The following is a 20,163-nucleotide window of genomic DNA, read 5'->3' on the forward strand; positions in this document are numbered from 1 at the left end:
TCTCTCTGATTGTTGGGGGGGGGGGGGTGGGGGGGGGGGGGGTGCGCCCCCCCCCCCCCCCCACCGCCGCCGCCACCCGAGCCACCGCCATCTCCACCACCACCACCGCCGCCGTCGCCACCACCACCGATTCCTGCTCCACCGCCAACGGCGTCACCGAATCCCCCGACCCCGCCGAAGCTGCCCGACCCGCCATCCGAACCGAAAGAGCCGCCCGGACCACCGTCGCCGTGGTCGCCGGCCAACACATCGCCGGCCGGACCGCAGCCAGCGGCGAAGTCGGCCAGCTCGTCGAACCGGTGCGGTGCATCGTCTCCCCCGCCATCATGGTCCCCGCCGGGCAAACGCTGGGGCAGCTGTTCCAGACCGAACAGCGCGACGAGGAACAAAGGGCTCCATTCCCGGTCCGGGCGGGACACCTGGTGCCGGACATCGGCCACGACGTCGTCGCCGGCCGGAGCCCGCGCACCGAGATGGCGCCGGGTAGCCAACCCCACTCCATAGACGGCCAGCCAGGCCACGCAGAGCCCCACACCGACCACACTCATCTCGGTCGGCGCGTCGGGCACGGCCAGATAAACAACCGCCAGCACAGCCACCAACACCACCACGGCGGCAACCCCGAACCAGCGCACGGTCAGCACGAGGAGCAGCGGCAGCAGGAAGAACAGCGGAAACATGGCGCCCGGCACCCCGCTGCCCACCAGCGTCGTCCCGACAAAAATCGTCGAGAAGACCGCCGCGCCTGCCAGCGGCACGACAAGAAACGCGAGGAGCCCAGAGGCGAACGACCGCCAATGTTCCAGCCGGCGCAGCCGCTTCGCGGGTACCACGAGTCCGGCGGTCCGCATCCGGTCCAGCTCCGGCTCTGCCCAGCTCGAGTCCCGGGCCACCGCCCGGACAACCCCACCCGGTGCGGTTATTGCCTCCGTGGCCAGGTGTTCGATGGCGGCGGACTCGGCCGGGTGTACCTGGGGGACGCTGCCCGGCGACGCTGGCGGTGTTGTCACCTCCAGCTGTGCAGCTCGCCTCGGCCACCGTCGTCGACGCCGTATCCGCACCGCCCCCGCGAGGAACAACTTGGCCAGCGCCACCTGTCCTACACGTCGTCGACCACCGGTCAGCAGCGCCAGCTGGTAATGATCGAGGTCTCCCGGCCCGGGCGAGGACCCCGCCGGTGTGGAGCGCGACCGCAGCCGCTTCGCCCGCCGGGCCGTCACCAGGTAGATCACCAGTGGGATCAGGAGAACAGCACCCCAGATGGCGAACGGCACAACTGTCATGGCTCCCCTGGGCGGTCGATGATCATTCCTGAAGATCGTCGCGCACCGGTGTCCGCTTGGCAACCGACATAGCCCGGCCCCGAGCCCGGTACGGGCAGGGGTATGGGCACCGGGCCGTCGGAGGTCAGGCGCGGAGGGCTTCTACGAAGCCACCGACAGGTGGGCGGCCAAGAACTCGATCGCGGCCGGGTAGGCGTCGAGCCGGTTGGCCCGTTTGGCCAGGCCGTGGCCCTCGTCGTCATAAACCTTCAGGGTGCACGGCACACCCTTGGCGTCGAGGGCGGCCTTGATCTGTTCCGACTCGCTCAACGGCACTCGCGGGTCGTTGGCGCCGTGAATGACGAACAGCGGAGTGTCGATCGCGTCGAGGTGTGTCAACGGCGACGCCTTCACCAGGAAGTCGTGATCCCGCTCCAGGCTGCCGTATTCGCGCTCGCGCACCGCCCGCCGGTATTCGGAGGTGTTACGCAGGAAGGTGACCAGCGACGATATACCCACGATGTCAACACCGGCAGCCCACAGCCCAGGGTGCATCGTCAATCCCGCGAGCACCATGTAGCCGCCGTAGCTCCCGCCGTACAGGGCGACCCGATCGGGGTCACCGCCGATGGTTGGTACCCACGTCCGAATGTCGACTAGATCCTGGACCGACTCGAGACGAAGCCGGACGTCGTCCATCGAGTACCAGCGTTTGCCGTATCCGATAGAGCCACGCACATTCGGAACCAGCACGATGTGCCCAGCTGCCACCAGCGCCTGGTTGACCGCGCTGAACGTCCGCTGCGCCTGCGCTTCCGGTCCACCATGGATGTTCATTACTACCGAGCCGGCGAGCTCAGGGGACGGACCCGACGGCCGGTAGACGAAGCACGGGATCGCCTCACCGTCGCGAGTGGGAATCCGCACACTGTCCGGTTCAACCAGCGCCGCGTGGAAGTCTGGCCCCATCTGCTCGGTGCCATCCACGAGCACCCGCACCTCACCGGTGGACGCGTCGATGAGCAATACGTCGCCGGGGCTGGTCGGGCTGTTCAGGCCGACCGCGAGCAGGGTCGAACCGGGCGACCACACCGCGGTGGCGACGCCCCGCCGTGGCAGGGTGATGCCGGTGCGCAGAGTGCCCTCGGGACCATGCACGGCCAGCTCGTCGCCACCATCGACGTGCCGGAACACCAGCAACCGGGAGCCATCCGGCGACGGCAGCGCGCTGACGTCGTACTCGTCCGACTCCACCAGCGTGGCCCAGTGTCCGTCGCCATCCACGCGTACCACTGCTCGGAAGTCCCGGCCGTGGTTGGAGGACATCACGACGTTGGTACCACCCGGCAGCAACGACACACCGACGTGCATCGCGTGATCGTCAGCGGCGGTAACGTCGGTTGCCGTGCCGGCTCGAACCAGCCGGATCTGGGTAGAGGCCGGCGGCGGCGAGAGCACTGTCACCGCGACGGTGCCACCCTCGACGTCGACGTCGACGACATACCCACCGGCGTCGTACACCACCTTCTCGACTCCAGTGTCGAGGTCACGGACCACAACATCGAAGTCGACTCCGTTGCGCCGGTTGGTGCGGTAAACAACACGTCCAGACTCGACGTCGACCAGCGAGTGAATATAGGCCGGATCATGGACCAGCGGAGTGAGCGAGTCCAGCGCGGCAGGTGCGGCTGGCGGCCGGTCAAGGGACAGCAACGACAGCTGCGAGCGTTCATCGCCGCCGTTGTCGTGCTCGACGACAACCGCCCGTCGGCCCGGTAGATACCGGCCGGAACACGCCCCCGGGAGGGCGGTTAGTGGCCGCGCACCGTGGACGGGATCGATTTCGACGAGTTGGGTGGAACCGCTGGCGTCCGAGCCCGCGAGCACCCGGCCGGCCTCATCGACGTCGAAGACGGTCCAGCTGTGCAGTTCGAGCAGATCAACGATGGTGGGCTTTGTGCTGGAGGTCACTCTGGCACCTTAGATGCCGCCGTGCCCGATGTGATGACCGGGTCGGCGAACCGCGTGAGCCGGGCGCCGATCCGTCGGGGCGTACCGGTAACGTGCCTGCATGGCGCGCTTTCACCATGTCACCGACCGAGTATTGGTGGGCACCAGTCACCTCTACACGACCACCACCACGGTCGTCATCGGCGCGGCCGGCGGCTGCTTGGTGATAGATCCCGCGGTGACCCCGGACGACATTGGCGTGCTCGCCGCCGAGCTGCGCGAACGCGGGCTCCGCGTCGTCGCCGGCTTTTCCACCCACCCCCATTGGGACCACGTGCTGTGGTCAGCCGAACTCGGTACCGCCCCGCGTTACGCGACCACGGCCAACGTCGCCGCTGTGCGGAAACACCGCGCCGACGGCATCCGGATCGCCGACGACGAAGCACCCGGCCACGACCCAGACCTGTTCGGCCGCCTCACACCGCTACCCGACACCGCCACCACCCTCCCGTGGGACGGCCCGGCCGTTCGTGTCCTCGAACACCAGGCGCACGCGCCCGGGCACGCCGCCTTGCACATTCCCAGCGAGCATGTCCTGCTCACCGCCGACACCTGTTCGGACATCGAGATCCCGCTGCTCGACCCCAACGCGTCCGACGCCGTGGCTGACTATCGACACGCCCTGCGGTTGTTCGCCGCGGTTAGCGACGTACGGCATGTCATCCCCGGGCATGGCTCGGTGGGCGACGGCGCGGAGCTACACCGCCGGATCGCCGCCGACCACGAGTACCTCGACCACCTGGCCGCCGGTGGTGGCGACACCGACCCGCGGCTCACGGAGGAATGGCTGGTCAAGAGCCACCAAGCGCATCTGGAGTACCTGACGTCGACGGCCGGTGGGCGATAAACACGTCCCGTGGGAGCCGGTCGTCGGTGCTGACCTCCACCGCCGCCTGCGCGTCGAACCCGGCATCCCCTAGGAGGTGTAGCCACGTATCGCGGCTGAACAGGCCGGTGCGGTGGGTCTCGTGCGACGTATGAACCGCGCCGTCGGCGCCGCGGAGCAAGAACGCGTACTCGGTGCACACCCACGTGTCGGCCGGGTCTGGGTCCCAGGTCCACGCCAGATATCGGGCGCCGCACCCGGTGTCGTCGTCGCTGCCGCCGTGTTCGGTCGCCGGCTGGAACGTTTCTCTCGTGTGATCGGGGACGAAGACCGCCACTCCGCCGGGACGACAATGCACGAACGCCGTCCGCACCGCCTTCGCCAGGTCGGTCTCGTCGAGCATGTAATCGACGGCATCGTGGACGAACACCGCGTCGAAGGTTCGGCCCAGCCGCAGGTCACGCATGTCGCCCTGGAGGTGCTCGCAGCCGGGGTTGAGCCGGCGGGACATCGCGAGCATGTCGTCGGACAGGTCGACGAGTGTCATGGTGAACCGTGAGGTGAGATGAACCGCGTTGTGCCCCCCGCCGCTGCCCAGCTCCAGCACCTCGTGGACCGGAATCTCGGCCGAGCCGAGCAGGGCCGCCGCATACGCCGCCTCCCCCGTGTACTCCTCCGGTGGCGAAATCAGCGGCCACCAGGTGGCGAGAGCGCCGTACATGCGATGCGTCGTCGTCATCCCCCCATCCTCCACCACCCCCTCCCCTCCCCTCCTCTCCCCATGATCATGAACACTTTGCCGTGCTATCGCCCGGCAAAGTGTTCATGATCATGGGGAGGGAGCAGTCCGGGCCGCAGGGGCGTGCCCGTCCCCGCCATCCCCGCATGGCGAGTACCCGCGCCTGCTCCGCCGCCACGGCACACGGACCGCCAAAGATGTCAGCGTGGCCATACCGCAACGTAGCCCGGCCATCAACCGTCGCGACGTTGTCCCGCCGACGGTCCCGGAATCGACCGTCTTCAACGTGCCCAACCCGCCCGTCGAGCTCGATTCTCAGCGCGAACTCGTCGTGATCCACGTCGACCCAGATAACCCGCCCGCCAGCGACACGCCGTTGTCGAGTCCCTACCGGCAGTCCGTGCCCGCGCTCGACTCGCCGCATATGCCGAAGCTCGAGGGGCGACTCCGCACCATCCGCCACATCGCTCAGCATGCTCTCGAGCATCGGGCGCCACTTGATCTTCTTCCGGAGGCCGAGGGCCGCCGCGAGCCGTTCCGGCGTCGACACGCGCCGCTGGCACAGCCGCGTGACCCACGTCTCGACGTCACGTGCCCGCCGGATGGTGTCGACGATGTCGAGGACCGTCTCTTCCGGCCGGGTGCGGGGTGGGAATCTGGTGGGATGACGCGTACGGCCGAGGCGATGTGCATAGTGAATCCTTACGCCCTCGATCCGGCCGCGCACCCGCCGATCGGCCGGTACCGTGATGTGAACGACCGGCCCCGGATCGTCGGCCACACCATCGAGATAGGCGGCGGTGTGGTGGCTGGCCACGGCACCCGGCCCGGCCCGCACGATGGCGGCCCACACCCATGCGTCATACGTCAACGGCCCGGTGAAGGTCGCCACGACACCCCGGTGGATTCGTTGCCATCGTCCCGACTCCACGCACCAGGATAATTGTTCGTCCGTTATCCCATGTTCCGCGAGCTGCACGCGGTGGACGACGCCGTGCTGGAGTCGGAGGAGTTCGGCCAACGTGCCCTGGTTCCGCGCATCGGGCGGCACGAACCAGCCTGGGTGGCCGCTCGTCAGGTGCGCATCCATGGTGACGAGCCTTGCGCTTGGACACCCGGCGCACCAGATCCCTCGTCGAGGATGTGGATAACCCACCGCCTCTCCCCATGATCATGAACACTTTTCCGGGCGATAGCACGGCAAAGTGTTCATGATCATGGGGACGGGAGGGGTCACTTCACCGCGACGAAGCCCTCAAAGCAGAGGTGCTTGAACACGCTGGCGACACTCGGGAATCCGGCCTCGGCCAACATCACCAGGTTCTCGTCGGTGGTCACCGGCTGCAACACACCCAGTAGGCTTTCCTTCTTGTTCAGGATCTCTTCCGGGCTGAGTCCCGCCCGACGTTTCCAGCGGAAGTGCAAGGTGGTCACGACGTCTTCCAGCCGCGCGTCGGCCGCGAGAACCTTGTCGAACAGGAAGAACGCGCCGCCGGGCCGCAGCGCCTCGTAGACCCGTCCCACCACATCGCGACGGCGGTCCAGCGGCAGGAAGTGCAAGGTCAGGTAGGCCACGACGAAATCGCACTGCTCGAACGACATCGTCGCCACGTCGCCTTGGAACACGTCGACATTGCCGAGCCCGGCGCAGTGTTCGCGGGCCGCCAGTGTCATTCCGGCCTCGACGTCCAGGCCCACCCACCGCGTCGCCATGTTGGACGGGCCATGGGTAGCCAGCCGGCGCAGCAGTTCTCCGGTCGATGAGCCGAGCTCATATCCGAGTCCCCGGCCGTTGCGGCCGACGAAACACGTGGACAGGTCGCAGGCGAGGTCGTGACCGACGTCGTAGAGGGGCACCGACCGACGGGCGTGGTCGACGAACACCCGCGGCACATCACCTGAGAAGGCCCATGAGCCGGTACCGGCATGCAGCCCGTCACCCACATGACCCACTCGATCTCCGCCGACGTGGTCGCCACCCGCCATCCCACTAGCGCCTGGCCCGCTAGCGCCGCGACTCGACGTCTCCGCCTCCGTCACGGCGCTGGTGGTGGTTGTCATCGACCTCACGTCCGTTCGTACACCGAGACGTGCGCCGTCGACTGCGCGGTGAACGGCCGTTGGTCCCACGCGCCCCACCGGTCCCGTAGCCGCATACCGGCGATCCGGGCCATGAGGTCGAGTTCGGCCGGCCACGCATATCTCGACGCGGCCGGGCGCAGCCGCACCGTGCCGTCCCAGTTGAGGGTGAAATGACACATCCGCATCTGCTGACTGACGTGGTCGGCGGTGGAGACGAACATGGTCAGGGAGTCCGCATCCACCTTGGTTGTCCAACACCGGCCGTTGTCCAACACCCCGCTCTGCGGCGCCATGACCTCGATGGCGAACACTCCACCTCGCACCAGGTGAGCAGCGGCGTTCTCGAAGCAACGCACCTGCTCGTCTTGGGAGGTCAGCGCGAACAACGCGTGGCTGGAGATGAACACCAGGCCGTACTCGCCGTCGACGGTCGCCGTGGCGAAGTCACCTTCGACGACGTCGATCCCGTCGGCCTGAGGTTTGGCCTTGAGCTGTTCGAGCATCCACGGCGAGTTGTCCACTCCGCGTACCGTGAGCCCTTTCTCTACCAGCGGCAACGCCAGCCGACCGGTGCCGATTCCGAACTCCAACACTGCTCGTCCGGCGGCGAGTTCGGCCAGGGTGTGCACAGCATCGTGGGTATCGGGTCTGGTCCCGAACTCGCGGTCCCAGATCGCTGCCCATTCCGGGCCGTAGCTGGCGGCGTTGAGGGTTTGTGCGTCGGTCATGAGGTCCTCCGTCATCTGATCCGGGAGTGGCGTTGTTCGTCGAGAGCACCGCTGTGACGTGCGGGGCCCGACGGGTCAGGCGTGTGGCAGTGGGAACAGGGTCAGTTCGGCCTCGTCCAGCGGTTCGTCGCGCCAGCCCAGATCCACCGGGGCGGTCTGCAGTCGGCCGTGCCCGGTGAACGGGAACGCGGCCGGGAAGTTCGACACCAGGCCGGGGACGATCACCCGCACCACCCGGAGCCCACTCGCGGCGACGTCGGGGGTGGTGAGATCGACGACGATGATCTCGTAGCCTGCCCGCTCGACGAGGTGGCGGTAAGTGGCGAGGCTACGATCCGGCAGCGACGGAACGGATTCCAGCGGCCGCCGTGGCCCGGCCAGCGTCCAGGGTCGCACCGTGGCCCGGGCGCGCGGGTCGAGGTGGACCTGCATCTGGCATTCGAGGTCGCCGACGTCGCGGAAGTCCGACCGGAAGTCGTCGAGGTAGGCACGGTCGGCGCGCCACGGCTTCATGAAGCCTTGCCGTTTCCTCCCGTCCCGGACCGCCTGCCAGAAACGCCCGTCGGGCTCCTGCAGGTCACGGGCGATCTCCTGGAGGGTTAATGCCTCGGCCCAGGCCTTGAGCGCAGCCCCCTCCGGGGTGTCTCGGGCGCCGAAGCCGATGGCGAGGATCTCGTCCTGACCGTTGTCCACTACCCCTGCCAGCACCGGCACCCCGAAGGTGTTGTCCAGGGCAACCAGCCACGCCTGCTGCCCGTGCGCGGTGGGCGCGCCGTCGAATAAGCCCGAGAGCCGGGGTGGTGGCTCGAGCACGGGCAACGGCTCCCGGTTGGCCCACCAGATCATGGTGGCGTCGCGTTCGATGATCTCCTCCAGGCCGGAGCGGACCGCGTCGTCGAGACTCGCACCACCGGCCAGGCCGGCATAGATCGGATAGTTGGTCTTCGGAGCATCGGCGAACGGGCCGACGTACCAGTTGACGTACACCAGGCTGGCCGGCACCCACGTCGGCCGGCCGGTGGTGAACGACGCCCCCCGCACCCAGTGCACCTGGAGGTCGGCGTGGAAGGGCTCGAACGGGAAGCCGGGCTGTGCGTAGAGCGCCGGCGAGTAGAGAACGAGTCTCTGCGGGTCGAGTGCGTGTTCCCCGGCGGCGGTGAGTTCCGCGAACGACGCTCGTCGCAGCTGGTCGGGACGGACCCAGTTGCCGCAGTACCGTTCGACGCTCTCACCGATGGCCGCCGCCTCGGCCGCCGCCGGATCGTTGAACACACTGCCGCCGCAGACGACGTTGGGCGCCCACGGGTAGACCCGGCCCATGTCGGCAACGTCGGCCTGTACCGTCGCCAGCTGCGTTGGGATGGAAGGGTGGTGGGTGATCCGTCGCACCGAGGTGACGATGCCCAGCCGCTCGTCGCGTAGCAGGTCGGGCCCGCTGACCACATGGTTGGCCGGTCCGGGGTGGGCATCGGGTGAATCGTCGGGGCTGGCGGCGCTGGTGTCGGAGGCGTCGCCGACCCGCCGGTCGGGGGGTGGCAGCACTGGGTGGACACGGATCGCCGGCTCGGCCGGGTCCAACTCGATCTCGTTGCCGACCAGCGACGACGGATCCCCGGTCAGCCAGCGTCCGACCTCACCCAGGAACAGCGCCACGAGCCACGAGAGGGTCATCCTGTCCGGAGGCCGCAGCGGCCCATTGAGCGGAGGTTCGAGCAGCGCGGCGGCGATGTCGGCACGTTGAGCCGCACACCGACGACGCATCAGCAGATCGCGATAGTCGGCACCGGGTCCGGGCTCGACGGCGGGCCCGAGCCACGCCCGGCCACGATCGAGGTGGAACGGGGCCCAACGGCCCCCGCTGGCGGCGCGTTGCTCGTCCACCGCGGTGAAAAGCCCAGGATCGAAGCGGTCGCGCAACACCAGGAGCGGGCGTTCACCGGCGGCTCGGATGGCGGCCGCGATGCCGTCGCCGGTGTCGGCCAGCGGCCACAATTCACCGTGGGGGGCCAGCTGTTCGACCACCTCGAACAAGGTGGCGTCCGCCAGCAGCAGCGGCTCCGCGCGCGCCCCTCGGGCCGGAGCCGCCTGGGCTAACGCTCCAGCCTGCCGCAACACGGCAGCCAGCTCGGGCCAGGGGGGCTGATCCGGGCTGGCCGCCAACTCGTCCAGGTCGTCCAGCAGCTGAGCGGGTGGCCGGTCCAGCTCGAACAGCCGGCCGGACGACGTCACTAGCAGTGACTGCCCGGTACCGAGCGGGCGAACGTCAACGTCGAGACGGATGGCACTCGCCGCACGAGGGGCGCCAGCATCCACCGAACCGGCCGCGAAGGTATCACCGCCCACAGTGCCTCCGCCGCGCCCGGAATCCGCACCGGCCGCGGAGCTCTCACCGCCTACGGCGTCGTCGGCGTACAGTGTCATGGCCACATCCCTTCACATGTTCGGCTGAACGTGGTGGAGGACCCGTGAGGCCGGGTTCGGGCCGGCCTCACGGGTGCGGCACCCGCAGGTGCCTAGGATCAGCTCCAGTGGAAGCTGGCCGCGGTTACGGCGTGGTTGTGCGGCGCGATCGTCTCGTGCCGGGATTCGTCGACCTCACGGATCATGGCGTGTCACCTCCTTCTCCGATGTGGAGCCACGAAGCACCCGATCGGGTGCCCCGGCCTGGGGAGCGACGAGCCGGCTGTACACACCGCCGGTGGCCAGCAGCTCGTCATGGGTGCCGATCTCGGCGACCCGTCCTTGGTGGAGGACGACGAGCCGATCGGCGGTACGGATGGTCGACATGCGGTGCGCGACCAGCACCGTGGTCCGCCCGGCCCGGACTCGCGACATCGCCAGCCGTAGCGCGTGTTCGCTCGACGCGTCGAGGTTCGACACCGGCTCGTCCATGACCAGGATCGGTGCATCCCGTAGCAGCGCCCGAGCGATGGCGATCCGTTGCCGTTGACCGCCGGAGAGCCGCCCGCCCCATTCACCAACCCGGGTGTCGTAGCCGTCCGGCAACTCGTCGACGATGAAGTCGTGCGCCAGCGCGGCGTGGGCCACCCGCTCGATGTCGGCTTGGCCGGCACCCGGCCGGGCCAAGGCGATGTTCTCGGCGACGCTGCTGTTCAGCAGGTGGACGTCCTGCGGGACGAACGCGACGAGCTGGCGCAGTGTCCGCTGCGGGAGGTCACGCACGTCGACGTCGCGGATCCGGATCGATCCACTATCGACGTCCCAGAACCGCATCAGCAGGTGCGCCAGGGTCGATTTGCCCGCGCCGGAATGCCCCACCAGCGCGACCGTCTCACCCGGTGCGACGTCAAAGGTGACGTCCTGCACGGCCGGCGGCAGGTTGGCGGCGTAGCGAAACGAGACCTGCCGGAACCCGAGGCCAAGGTGCGGTCCGGCCGGCCCCGGCTCGGGCGGCGGCTGGGTGCCCTCATCCGGAACGGTGGCGGGTGCGTCGATCACGGCGAAGACGCGGTCGCTGGCGGCGATCACGATCCCGATCTCGCGGCCGGCATCGCCTAGTTTGCCGACCGGCGCGAGGGCGGCTCCCGCCAGCACCACGGCGGTCGGGTACAACGAGCTCGGCACCGACCCGGCCGACACCAGCGCGGCTGCGGTGGCCAGGGCGACGATCACGCCGAGTGCGATCAACGCGTCGGTAGCGGCCCGCTCGGCTCCGGTCCGTGCACCATGGGCGAGCTGAGCGTCGTGTAGATCAGCGGTACGGGCGTCGAGCCGATCCAGGAACGTGTGCTGGCCGTTGAACGCCACAATTTCGCGCAGCCCCTGCACGCCGTCGACCGCCTCGGCGTTCACGACACCGAGGGTGGCTCGTAGGGCATGGCCTTGTCGCTCCGCCCGGCGGCGCAGCCAGGCCGGAATGGACGCCACCAAGGCGGCCACCGGCAGCAAGGCCACCGCCAGCGCCGGATGGATGAACCACAACGCCACCAGCGAGCCCGTCGGCACGATCACCGCCACCACCAGTGGGCTCAGTGTGTGCGCGAAGAACACCTCGAGCCGTTCGACGTCGTCCATCGCGGTGGACACCAGGTCGCCGGAACGGCGGCCGGCCTGCGGTGACGGGGCCTGCCGCTCGAATCCCCGATAGACCTGTTCACGGATGTCGACCAGGGCGCGGAAGGCCATGTCGTGGGCCAGATACGACTCCAACCAGCCAACCGCAGCACGCGGCAGCACCAGCAACGCCAATACGATCAGCCCGGGGCGCAGCTCGTCGGGGCTGGCACCGGTGATCGCGGCACCCACCAGCCAGGCTCCGACGGCGGCACCGGCCACGGCGAGGCCTTGGTCGACGATGCCGCTGACGACCGCACCGAGCAGCAACCTGCGGTACGTGCGGACGATACGCACCAGCGGGCGGACGGATGCGGCGGTCTTCATGCGACCAACCGCGCGTAGTCCGGCGACGCCGTCAGGAGTTCGTCGTGGGTGCCCGCCGCGCTGACCCGTCCGCGTTCCAGCACGACGATCCGGTCGGCCGCCCGCACCGACGACTGCCGATGTGCGATGACCAGCGTGGTGCGTCCAGCGGCCAGGCGATCCAAGGCGGCTTGGATGCCGGCTTCGTTGGCCGCGTCGATACTGGAGGTGGCCTCGTCGAGAATCAAGATCGGGGCGTCCTTCAGCAGCGCCCGGGCGATCGCGATGCGCTGGCGTTCGCCGCCGGACAGGGTAAGCCCGCGTTCGCCGACCACCGTGTGGTATCCGTGTGGCAGCCGGTCGATGAACTCGTCGGCGCCGGCGGCACGGGCCGCAGCGTCGATGGCGGCCTGGCTGGCGTCCGGTGCGCCCAGGGCCAGATTGTCTCGGACCGTACCGTGGAACAGGTAGGTATCTTGCGAGACGAGCGCGATGTGGTGGCGTAGGTCGGTCAGCGCGACGTCGCGTACATCGTCGTCGCCCAGGAGGACCCGGCCCGACCGCGGGTCGAAGAACCGCAGGAGCAGGGCGGCGACCGTACTCTTGCCGGCCCCCGATCGGCCAACCAGCGCGACGGTCTCACCGGCCTCGATCCGTAGCGACACATCATCGAGCACCGCCGGTTTGGTGGTGTCGTAGCCGAAGGTCACTCGGTCAAGGGTGATGGAGCCGCCGGTGGACGTGCGGGGGGTTCCACGGCCGTCCGGCGATGTCGCGCCCGTCGGGCCGTCCGGTGCTGTCGCGCCCGTCGGCGGATCGGCGACGACGGGGGTGGCGTCGAGCAGACGGAATACACCCCGGGCGGCCGACAGGGCCGGATACGCCGAGTGGTACGCCTTCTGTAGGTCTTCCAAGGGCCGGAACGCCTCTCGAGCCAGCAGCAACACCAACAGCAGCTGGAAGGCGGTGAGCGCGCCGGTGGATAGCCGGATCGCTCCCATGCCGACGGCCAGAGCGACCCCTCCGGCGGAGAGCAGCCCCATAGCACCGGTACGGAGATTGGCGACGCTGACGAACCGGATCGACGCGTGGTAGAAGTCGCGGGACCGCTGGGCCAACTCGCGGCCGCGCTCGTCGCTGGCGTCGAAGGCCTTGAGTGTTGTCATTCCTTGAAGCGCATCCAGGTAACCGCTCCCCAGCCGCCGCCACGTGTCCCAGAACCAGGCGGAACGTTCGGCCTGGAGCCTCCGGGCGATCAGCGGTGTGGTGCAGATGGCCACCGCCGAGCCGGCGAGAACCACCCCGATCAGCGGGTCGACGATCACCATGCCGGTCAGGATCGCCGCCGAGCCCACCACGGCGGCGATCAGCTGGACGATGAACTTGCTGAAGTACGTCTCCAGCCGTTCCACCCCGTCGACCACGGTGGCCTGCACCGTCCCGGTCCGCAGGCCCGCTGTGTAGCCGGGGCCGAGGACGAACAGCCATTCATAGAGCCGGCGTCGCAGTTGAGCCTTGATGGCGACACCGGTGGTCACGGCGACCAGTTCGGTGCTCCACAACAGGGCGGCCCGAACGACAAGGAGCGCGACGCCACCGACGAGGAGCGGGATGATCCGCGCCCATGCCTCCCCGTCGAAGATCCGGATCAGGCTCGTAGCCACTAGTACGCCTTGACCCACGTATGTGGCCGTGACCAGGAGCGACAGCAGAACACCGAGGGCCATCCACCCCCTAGCACCGGCGGCCAGGCCGAGCAGCCGGCGGGCGGCCGTTGGGGTGCCGCGCCGGAGCCAGTTATTGATAATCGCTCTCATTACCGATCATTAGACCGGACTCCGGGCAATCACACAAGACCCGATCATGAACTCGTCACCGACCCCGCCGCATTTACTCCGCCCGCCGGACGGGACGACCGTTGCCAACCCGACCACGAGGCGCTAATCTCCGAGCTACGCCAATAGTGATTCTCATTCCCAGTCTTTCTGACGTAGCTAAGGATGGCTCGTGAGACTTGCACAACGAACCAGCTGGCTCGCTGCCGGACTAGCAGCTGGGCTGGCCCTGGCCGCCTGCGGCGGCGATGACGGAACTGGCGGCGCCGGATCCGACGACGATGCAACCGGCGGCGCCGCGGACGCTCCAATGAACAGCGATGCGGGCGACACCGACGCCAACGGCACCGTCGCTGTCCTCGATGACAACGGCTGCGTCGCACACTTCGACGCCGACGTCGACTACTTCGCCGACAAAGTCGAACCGGTCTACGCCAACGGGTGGAGCGTCCGGTACGAGAACTCATACAAGGTGCTCACCACCCGGGTCGATGCAGCCGGCGGGCACGCCGCAGCCGGGAGCCGTGTGGTTGAGAACACCTACGTCCTCGTCCCGTGTGGCGCGCCGGAGCCAGAACTCACCGGCGAACTCGACGGCGCCACCGTCTTGGAGATCCCCACCGGCACGTTCGTCGACGGCGGCAGCGTGCTCTACGCCGCCGTCGAACGGCTCGATGTCGCCGACGCACTCGTCGGGCACGCAGAGGTCTTCTTCGGCGACACCGAGGCGCCATACCTCCCCAAGGTGGCCGAACGGGTCGACAGCGGCGCCGTCGCGGAGATCGGGTATGAGGTGAACTTCGAGGCCCTAGCCGACGCCGACCCAGACTTCTACACCAACTATGCCGGCGACGACTCCATGTTCGGCCAGATCACCCAACTCGGCATCCCGATCGTGCACTACTTCCCGTACACCGAATCGCCGCTCGGCGCCGCCGAGCAGGTGAAGTTCCTCTCCCTGTTCTTCAACCTCGAAGCCGAGGCCAACGCCGAGTTCGACGCCATCGAGGAGCGCTACCTGGACCTTCGCGAGCAGGTCGAGCAGCATGCCAGCACCCTCGACGAAGCACCCACCATGCTGCTCGGCGTCACCGGTGACGGCAGCGACGTCACCACTCGGGAAAACCGTCGCTTCGAACCACAACTCGTCCGTGAGGCCGGAGGGGTCCCGATCCCCGACATCGACGGCGGCGGCATCGCCACCATCTCTCTGGAGCGGTTTCTCGACGAGGGCAGCAGCGCCGATGCCTGGCTCGACCTGACCTTCTTCCCGTCGCACGAGACACAGCAGGAGTATCTAGACGCCGAACCGCACCTGGCTGAGTTGCGTCCGCTCAACGACGGCCACACCTACCATCGGATGGGGCAGCGTGGTGTCGACTACTTCCTCAACGGCGCCCTCGACGTCGACCTCATGCTTGCCGACGCCGTCAGCATCCTGCACCCCGACCTGCTCCCCGACCACGAACTCACCTTCATCGGCGCTGTGGCCAGCAGTGAGTAAGAGGCGACGGTGACCGAGGCGGCAACACGACCGCGCCGCGACGCCGGGCGGGCCGGCCGCGCGGGCCGCACCCCGGCCAGAGTGCGCACGTCACCGCAGCGGCTGGTCAGCGCCCGCCATCTCGCCGTCTTCACCACACTCGGCGCCGGCTGCGTTGCCCTGTTCCTCGCGACCCTCGTATGGGGCTCGGTGTCGATCCCCGTCAACGAGGTCGTCGCGATCCTCACCGGTCAGGAGGCTAGCCGCGGGACCTGGACCGCCATCGTCCTGGACCTGCGGCTACCTCGCGCCGTCACCGCGGTGCTCGCCGGCTCGGCGATGGCGCTGGCCGGACTCGCCATGCAGACCCTGTTCCGCAACGCACTGGCCGAGCCGTACGTTCTGGGTGTCACCGCTGGCGCAGGTGTGGGGGTAGGCCTGGTCCTGCTTCCGCAGGGCGCCACGGCCGGCCTCGGCGCCACACTGCTCACCGCCGTCGCTCCCCTCCAAGGCCTGGGTGTGGTGGGCGCCGCCGCGGCGGGCGCGTTCGCCGTACTCCTCGTCATGTCGGCAGTAGCCGCCCGGGTACAGAACACCGTCATCGTGCTCGTCGCCGGAATGATGTTCGGTGCGTTCCTCACCGCGATCACCAACGTCCTCGTCTACTTCGCTCGGCCGGAGGCCGTCGTCGCCTTCACCCACTGGCAGTTCGGCAGCTTCCAAGGGGTTCGTACCGGCCAGTTGCCAGTACTCGCCGGGTTGGTGGTGCTGGGCGCGCTGATCCTGGCTATGAGCACCAAACAGCTGAACGCGTCCCTGCTCGGTGAACGCTACGCGCAGAGCATGGGGATGTCAGTGCGCCGCTTCCGGATCACCGCCATGGCAGGTACCGCCCTGCTCGCCGGCGCGGTCACCGCCTATGCCGGGCCGATCGCCTTCCTCGGCATCGCCGCGCCCCATCTGGCCAGGGGATTGTTGGGCACTACCGATCACCGCCTACTGATCCCGGGCTCGGCACTGGTGGGCGCCGCCATCGCCTTGGCCGCGGGACTGTTCGCCCAGCTTCCCGGCACCGACGCCGTCCTCCCGCTCAACGCCGCGCTGGCCCTGCTCGGCGCGCCGGTGGTCCTCCGGGTGCTGTTGCGGATCAACCGCACCGGAGGTGGGTTCTCGGTATGACGTCCGAAACCGACCCCATCGTGTATGTCCGCGACGTCGACGTCGGATATGGCCGGCCACCGCGGCGCGGCCGGGTGGTGTTGGCCGGTGTCCGCGCGGCGCTGCACGCGGGCCAGCTCACCTGCCTGATCGGACCCAACGGCTCGGGTAAGTCCACCCTGTTGCGCAGCCTGGTGCGGTCACAACCACTACTCGGCGGTGATGTGTTGCTCGGCGGGCGGTCCATCACCCGGATGTCGGCCATCGAACTCGCCCGGCAGGTGGCCGTCGTCCTGACCGACCGGGTAGCCGTGGGTGCGCTCCCCGCGTGGCACGTCGTCGCACTTGGCCGCTACCCCCACTCCGGGTGGGCGGGCCGCCTCGACGAGCACGACCGCGCCGTCGTCGACCAATCGCTGGCCGCGGCCGGTGCCACGGAACTCGCGGGGCGTTCCATGACCGAGATGAGCGACGGCGAACGCCAGCGAATCATGATCGCTCGCGCGCTAGCGCAGCAGCCGCAAGTGTTGGTGCTCGACGAACCTGGGGCCTTTCTCGACGTGCGGGCGCGGCTGGAGCTCACCACACTGATCCGGTCGCTCACCCGCGACCACGGCTTGGCGGTGCTGATGTCTACTCACGACGTCGAGCACATGTTGCGGCATGCCGACCACGTCTGGTTGGTCACCGGGGCGGGTCGAGTGGAGACGGGCACACCGGCAGACCTCGGCCTCGACGTCGGCGTACCCGAAGACGACCCCCTGCGCCTCCTCGTCGACCGGCTCACCCCCTAACCCCTCCACCGTCCCCATGATCATGAACACTTTGCCGTGTCATGACACGGCAAAGTGTTCATGATCATGGGGGACGACGTGGACGACGGCATGCTCCAGATGGCGCACCTCGCGGCGGAGCACGTCGTTCACATCCTGCGCCACGGCGTGCGCTGCCTCGACGCTCACTCGCCCGTCCACCGAAAGGTCGAGGTCGGCTTCCAGCCGGTGGCCGGTCCAGCGCGCCCGCACCCGGCCCACCGCCAACACCCCATCCACGCCGGCGGCCACCGCACCGATCCGGTCCACGGTCCCGTGGTCGACTCCGTCCATCAGGCGGCGGAAGATCGTCCGGCACGATCCCACGAGGATCCACAGGATCGCCACCGCCACGAGGAATCCGGCCGCGGCATCGGCCTGCGGGAACCCGGCCCACACGCCGAGCACCCCCACGACCACCACCAACGACGTCAACCCGTCGGACCGGGCGTGATATCCCTCGGCCACCAGCGCCGCCGAGCCGATCCGGCGGCCGACCCGGATCCGGTACACCGCGACGATCTCGTTGCCGATCACGCCGACGCCGGCCGCGGCGAGCACCCAGCCAAGGTTCGTCAGCTCACGCGGCTCGACCAGCGCCCGCACCGACTCGACGATGATCAGCACGATGGACAGGGCGATCACGACCGCGATGAACACTCCGGCCAGGTCTTCGGCCCGGCGGTAGCCGTACGGGTAACGTTTGGTCGGCCGACGCCGGCCGAGTCGGAACGCGATCAGCAGTGGGATGGTCGTCACCGCGTGGCTCAAACTATGTACCGCGTCGGCTAGAAGTCCGATCGACCCACTGACGGCGACGATGGCCAGTTGAAGCGCCGCCGTCGCGGTCATACCCACGAGACCGATCCATGCTGCCCGGATTCCGGCACCGGTGGCCTGCTCCGCCGTCTCGACGGCTTCGGTCATGTCGTGCGAATGAGGCTTAACAGCGTGAACCAGCCGCCGCGGCCACGACATGTCTGTGTGGTGATGCCGGTGATGGTGCCCAGGCACGTGGGGGTGGCCGTGCTCTTCGACGTCGTCTCGACCCGAGGTGGGGGGCGGTAGGTCGTCGTGTGTATGCCTCGAAACCTCCATGGCTGCGAGTATACGTATATGCATTATTACGCAGATATGGAGTCTCGGAATGTAGGATTCCCTCATGCACGACAGCGTCACGGCCTTCAACATGCCCGCCGCCGACCAAGTCGACGGCGCCGCACGCGCGCTGCGAATGCTCGCCGACCCTACCCGCATCAAGATCATGTGGGCGTTGCTTCAAGGCGAATCCTCGGTCAACTGCCTAGCCGAGCTCGTCGACTCCACCCCGAGCGCGGTCAGTCAACACCTCGCCAAGCTACGGCTCTCCGGGCTCGTCGAGAGCCGCCGCGACGGCACGTTCATCTACTACCACGCCGCCGACACCCACGTTCGACAACTACTCGAACAAGCCCTCTTCCACGCCGACCACATCCGCGGCGACCACCCCGACGAACATGACCCACACCATGTCCACGAACTTGGCTGATCCACAACGCCCACTACCGGGCATCCTTGGGTGGCACATCGGTTAACCTCGGTCGCATGCCCGAATCCTTCTCGACTGGCGCCTCCGGCCCCGCCGGCATCGGCCACGCCAGCACGGTCAAGCAGGTGTTCCGGGTCATCGGGCACGGACTCTGGATGCTCATTCCCGTCGCCAGCCTCGGCGTACTAGCCTGGCTGCCGGCCGCCCAGGCCTGGTGGCGGGCCCGCACCGCTGGGTGGCTGCTCGCTGCGGCACTCCTCGCCGTCGGCTCCGCCGCCGTGCTGATCGGGGCGGCCGACGGTGGCGGCGGCGCCGGCTGGGGTGCGATCATCATCGGCACGGTGCTCGGCGGAGTAGTCGCCGCGGCCATAGGCTACCGAACCGCCTTCGGACAGCGCGAACGCCCACTCGACCCCGCCTTGCGCGAGGCGCTGCACAACCGCGCTCGTCGAGCCGAAGCACGGGCCATCGCCGCCCGCGATCCGGAACTCGCCCTGGAGCTAGGCGTCGGCCGGCCCGACCGACCAGGCGGCGGCTATGTCGACGGCGGACTGATCGACCTCAACAACGCGACCGCCGCGGGGATCGTCCATGTCCTCGGCTGGAACCCTCAACTCGCCGAGAGCTACGTGGCCGAACGTGATGCTCGGCATGGATATCGTTCGCTGACCGAAATCGGCGCGCTGTCGAGCCTCGATCCCGCCGTACTCGAATCCTCGGCTGAGCGCATCATCGTCCTCCCCTACCGCCCCACCTCCCACTAGCCCGTTGTGCACCTGATCGTCGTTTTGGCTGTGGCGACGTCGGCCGGATGAGTGCCAGAGCCCAGTGCGACGTCGCGCACTTCGCTACCGCCAGATGGCGTTAAAGCCCGAATCGGGGTCCTAACACCATCTGGCGGTAGCGAAGTCCGGGTCACGCCGCCCGATGCTCACCGCAAAGACAACATGTCGCCGTCCGGGCCACAGCAAGGAGGCTTACTGCGGCATCCGCCCCGGGCACAAGGAGGCTTACTGTCGCCAGGGCAACAACAAGGAGGCTTACTGCACACCACCGCGCGCCGCAAGGAAGCTTGTTGCGGCCAGCCGAGGATGGGTGTCACCAGAACTACGCCGAGACCCACAGGCAAAGACGGGCGGGCGAACGCAACGGATGCCCTTACGATCAGATGCACGCCTCGCTACCGCATACGTTGTCCTGTTTCGGGACATCGCTGACAGTTGATGTCTCGGGACATCGCTGACACCTGAATTGTTGTGGACTGTGTGTTCATGACGGGGAGAGTGGCAGCGATGGATATCAGGATGGCCGCGGCGTTGG

16 protein-coding genes are annotated in these 20,163 nt (G+C 68.3%); 6 read left to right on the plus strand and 10 right to left on the minus strand.

Features of this window, described 5'->3' with window-relative positions:
• A partial coding sequence (locus tag G8760_RS30660) for a TIGR04222 domain-containing membrane protein (RefSeq protein WP_281355184.1) occupies positions 1 to 1,283 on the minus strand: 1,283 nt, incomplete at its 3' end.
• Positions 1,284 to 1,424: 141 nt separating this feature from the next.
• Entirely contained in the window at positions 1,425 to 3,233 is a 1,809-nt protein-coding gene (locus tag G8760_RS25590) for an alpha/beta hydrolase family protein (protein ID WP_207782722.1), read from the minus strand.
• 100 nt (positions 3,234 to 3,333) lie between these two features.
• Here G8760_RS25590 and G8760_RS25595 point away from each other — a divergent pair, with 100 nt between their 5' ends.
• On the plus strand, positions 3,334 to 4,119 hold the full coding sequence (locus G8760_RS25595; protein ID WP_166355675.1) for an MBL fold metallo-hydrolase: 786 nt from the start codon (positions 3,334 to 3,336) through the stop codon (positions 4,117 to 4,119).
• Here the strand turns inward: G8760_RS25595 and G8760_RS25600 are convergent.
• From G8760_RS25600 to G8760_RS25630, 7 genes are all read right to left on the minus strand, one after another.
• On the minus strand, positions 4,064 to 4,837 hold the full coding sequence (locus tag G8760_RS25600; RefSeq protein ID WP_207782723.1) for a class I SAM-dependent methyltransferase: 774 nt from the start codon (positions 4,835 to 4,837) through the stop codon (positions 4,064 to 4,066). The genes G8760_RS25595 and G8760_RS25600 overlap by 56 nt on opposite strands.
• A 46-nt stretch (positions 4,838 to 4,883) precedes the next feature.
• Positions 4,884 to 5,927 carry a type IV toxin-antitoxin system AbiEi family antitoxin domain-containing protein gene (locus G8760_RS25605; protein WP_207782724.1) on the minus strand — a complete coding sequence of 348 codons (1,044 nt, stop codon included), beginning with the start codon at positions 5,925 to 5,927 and terminating at the stop codon, positions 4,884 to 4,886.
• Between the two features lie 143 nt (positions 5,928 to 6,070).
• Complete coding sequence (locus G8760_RS25610; protein WP_166355676.1) at positions 6,071 to 6,898, minus strand: methyltransferase domain-containing protein; 828 nt, start codon at positions 6,896 to 6,898, stop codon at positions 6,071 to 6,073.
• A 5-nt stretch (positions 6,899 to 6,903) separates the two neighbouring features.
• A complete protein-coding gene (locus tag G8760_RS25615; RefSeq protein ID WP_166355677.1) occupies positions 6,904 to 7,647 on the minus strand; it encodes a class I SAM-dependent DNA methyltransferase in 744 nt (247 codons plus the stop codon).
• Between the two features lie 75 nt (positions 7,648 to 7,722).
• Positions 7,723 to 10,068: a YcaO-like family protein gene (locus tag G8760_RS25620; protein WP_166355678.1), complete on the minus strand. Its 2,346-nt coding sequence runs from the start codon at positions 10,066 to 10,068 to the stop codon at positions 7,723 to 7,725.
• 174 nt (positions 10,069 to 10,242) lie between these two features.
• The gene (locus G8760_RS25625; protein ID WP_166355679.1) at positions 10,243 to 12,048 is read right to left on the minus strand and encodes an ABC transporter ATP-binding protein; all 1,806 of its coding nucleotides are present in this window, start codon (positions 12,046 to 12,048) and stop codon (positions 10,243 to 10,245) included.
• A complete protein-coding gene (locus tag G8760_RS25630; RefSeq protein ID WP_166355680.1) occupies positions 12,045 to 13,844 on the minus strand; it encodes an ABC transporter ATP-binding protein/permease in 1,800 nt (599 codons plus the stop codon). The genes G8760_RS25625 and G8760_RS25630 overlap by 4 nt, the downstream gene beginning before the upstream one ends.
• A 190-nt stretch (positions 13,845 to 14,034) precedes the next feature.
• On the opposite strand from G8760_RS25630, the gene G8760_RS25635 reads away from it, so the two are divergent.
• Genes G8760_RS25635 through G8760_RS25645 form a run of 3 tightly spaced genes read left to right on the plus strand, consistent with a single transcriptional unit; the run spans position 14,035 to position 17,297 of the window.
• Positions 14,035 to 15,366, plus strand: a complete 1,332-nt coding sequence (locus G8760_RS25635; RefSeq protein ID WP_166355681.1) for an ABC transporter substrate-binding protein — start codon at positions 14,035 to 14,037, stop codon at positions 15,364 to 15,366.
• A gap of 9 nt (positions 15,367 to 15,375) precedes the next feature.
• On the plus strand, positions 15,376 to 16,524 hold the full coding sequence (locus G8760_RS25640) for a FecCD family ABC transporter permease (protein ID WP_166355682.1): 1,149 nt from the start codon (positions 15,376 to 15,378) through the stop codon (positions 16,522 to 16,524).
• Positions 16,521 to 17,297: an ABC transporter ATP-binding protein gene (locus G8760_RS25645; protein ID WP_166355683.1), complete on the plus strand. Its 777-nt coding sequence runs from the start codon at positions 16,521 to 16,523 to the stop codon at positions 17,295 to 17,297. Before G8760_RS25640 ends, G8760_RS25645 begins: the two co-directional genes overlap by 4 nt.
• Positions 17,298 to 17,336: 39 nt before the next feature.
• On the opposite strand, the gene G8760_RS25650 is transcribed toward G8760_RS25645, so the two are convergent.
• Entirely contained in the window at positions 17,337 to 18,242 is a 906-nt protein-coding gene (locus G8760_RS25650) for a cation diffusion facilitator family transporter (RefSeq protein WP_207782725.1), read from the minus strand.
• A 235-nt stretch (positions 18,243 to 18,477) separates the two neighbouring features.
• Between G8760_RS25650 and G8760_RS25655 the strand changes: the two genes are divergently transcribed.
• Both G8760_RS25655 and G8760_RS25660 read left to right on the plus strand, forming a co-directional pair.
• Complete coding sequence (locus G8760_RS25655) at positions 18,478 to 18,843, plus strand: ArsR/SmtB family transcription factor (protein WP_166355684.1); 366 nt, start codon at positions 18,478 to 18,480, stop codon at positions 18,841 to 18,843.
• Between the two features lie 56 nt (positions 18,844 to 18,899).
• On the plus strand, positions 18,900 to 19,607 hold the full coding sequence (locus G8760_RS25660) for a helix-hairpin-helix domain-containing protein (protein WP_166355685.1): 708 nt from the start codon (positions 18,900 to 18,902) through the stop codon (positions 19,605 to 19,607).
• Positions 19,608 to 20,163: the final 556 nt, after the last annotated feature.

The organism is Phytoactinopolyspora limicola, from assembly GCF_011320225.1.
Classification (GTDB): domain Bacteria; phylum Actinomycetota; class Actinomycetes; order Jiangellales; family Jiangellaceae; genus Phytoactinopolyspora; species Phytoactinopolyspora limicola.

Coding starts and splice junctions, on each gene's coding strand:
- G8760_RS25660 (WP_166355685.1), top strand. CDS start 18,900: ATGCCCGAATCCTTCTCGACTGGCGCCTCCGGCCCCGCCGGCATCGGC.
- G8760_RS25600 (WP_207782723.1), bottom strand. CDS start 4,837: ATGACGACGACGCATCGCATGTACGGCGCTCTCGCCACCTGGTGGCCG.
- G8760_RS25630 (WP_166355680.1), bottom strand. CDS start 13,844: ATGAGAGCGATTATCAATAACTGGCTCCGGCGCGGCACCCCAACGGCC.
- G8760_RS25655 (WP_166355684.1), top strand. CDS start 18,478: ATGCACGACAGCGTCACGGCCTTCAACATGCCCGCCGCCGACCAAGTC.
- G8760_RS25595 (WP_166355675.1), top strand. CDS start 3,334: ATGGCGCGCTTTCACCATGTCACCGACCGAGTATTGGTGGGCACCAGT.
- G8760_RS25615 (WP_166355677.1), bottom strand. CDS start 7,647: ATGACCGACGCACAAACCCTCAACGCCGCCAGCTACGGCCCGGAATGG.
- G8760_RS25620 (WP_166355678.1), bottom strand. CDS start 10,068: ATGACACTGTACGCCGACGACGCCGTAGGCGGTGAGAGCTCCGCGGCC.
- G8760_RS25625 (WP_166355679.1), bottom strand. CDS start 12,048: ATGAAGACCGCCGCATCCGTCCGCCCGCTGGTGCGTATCGTCCGCACG.
- G8760_RS25645 (WP_166355683.1), top strand. CDS start 16,521: ATGACGTCCGAAACCGACCCCATCGTGTATGTCCGCGACGTCGACGTC.
- G8760_RS25610 (WP_166355676.1), bottom strand. CDS start 6,898: ATGACAACCACCACCAGCGCCGTGACGGAGGCGGAGACGTCGAGTCGC.
- G8760_RS25605 (WP_207782724.1), bottom strand. CDS start 5,927: ATGGATGCGCACCTGACGAGCGGCCACCCAGGCTGGTTCGTGCCGCCC.
- G8760_RS25650 (WP_207782725.1), bottom strand. CDS start 18,242: ATGACCGAAGCCGTCGAGACGGCGGAGCAGGCCACCGGTGCCGGAATC.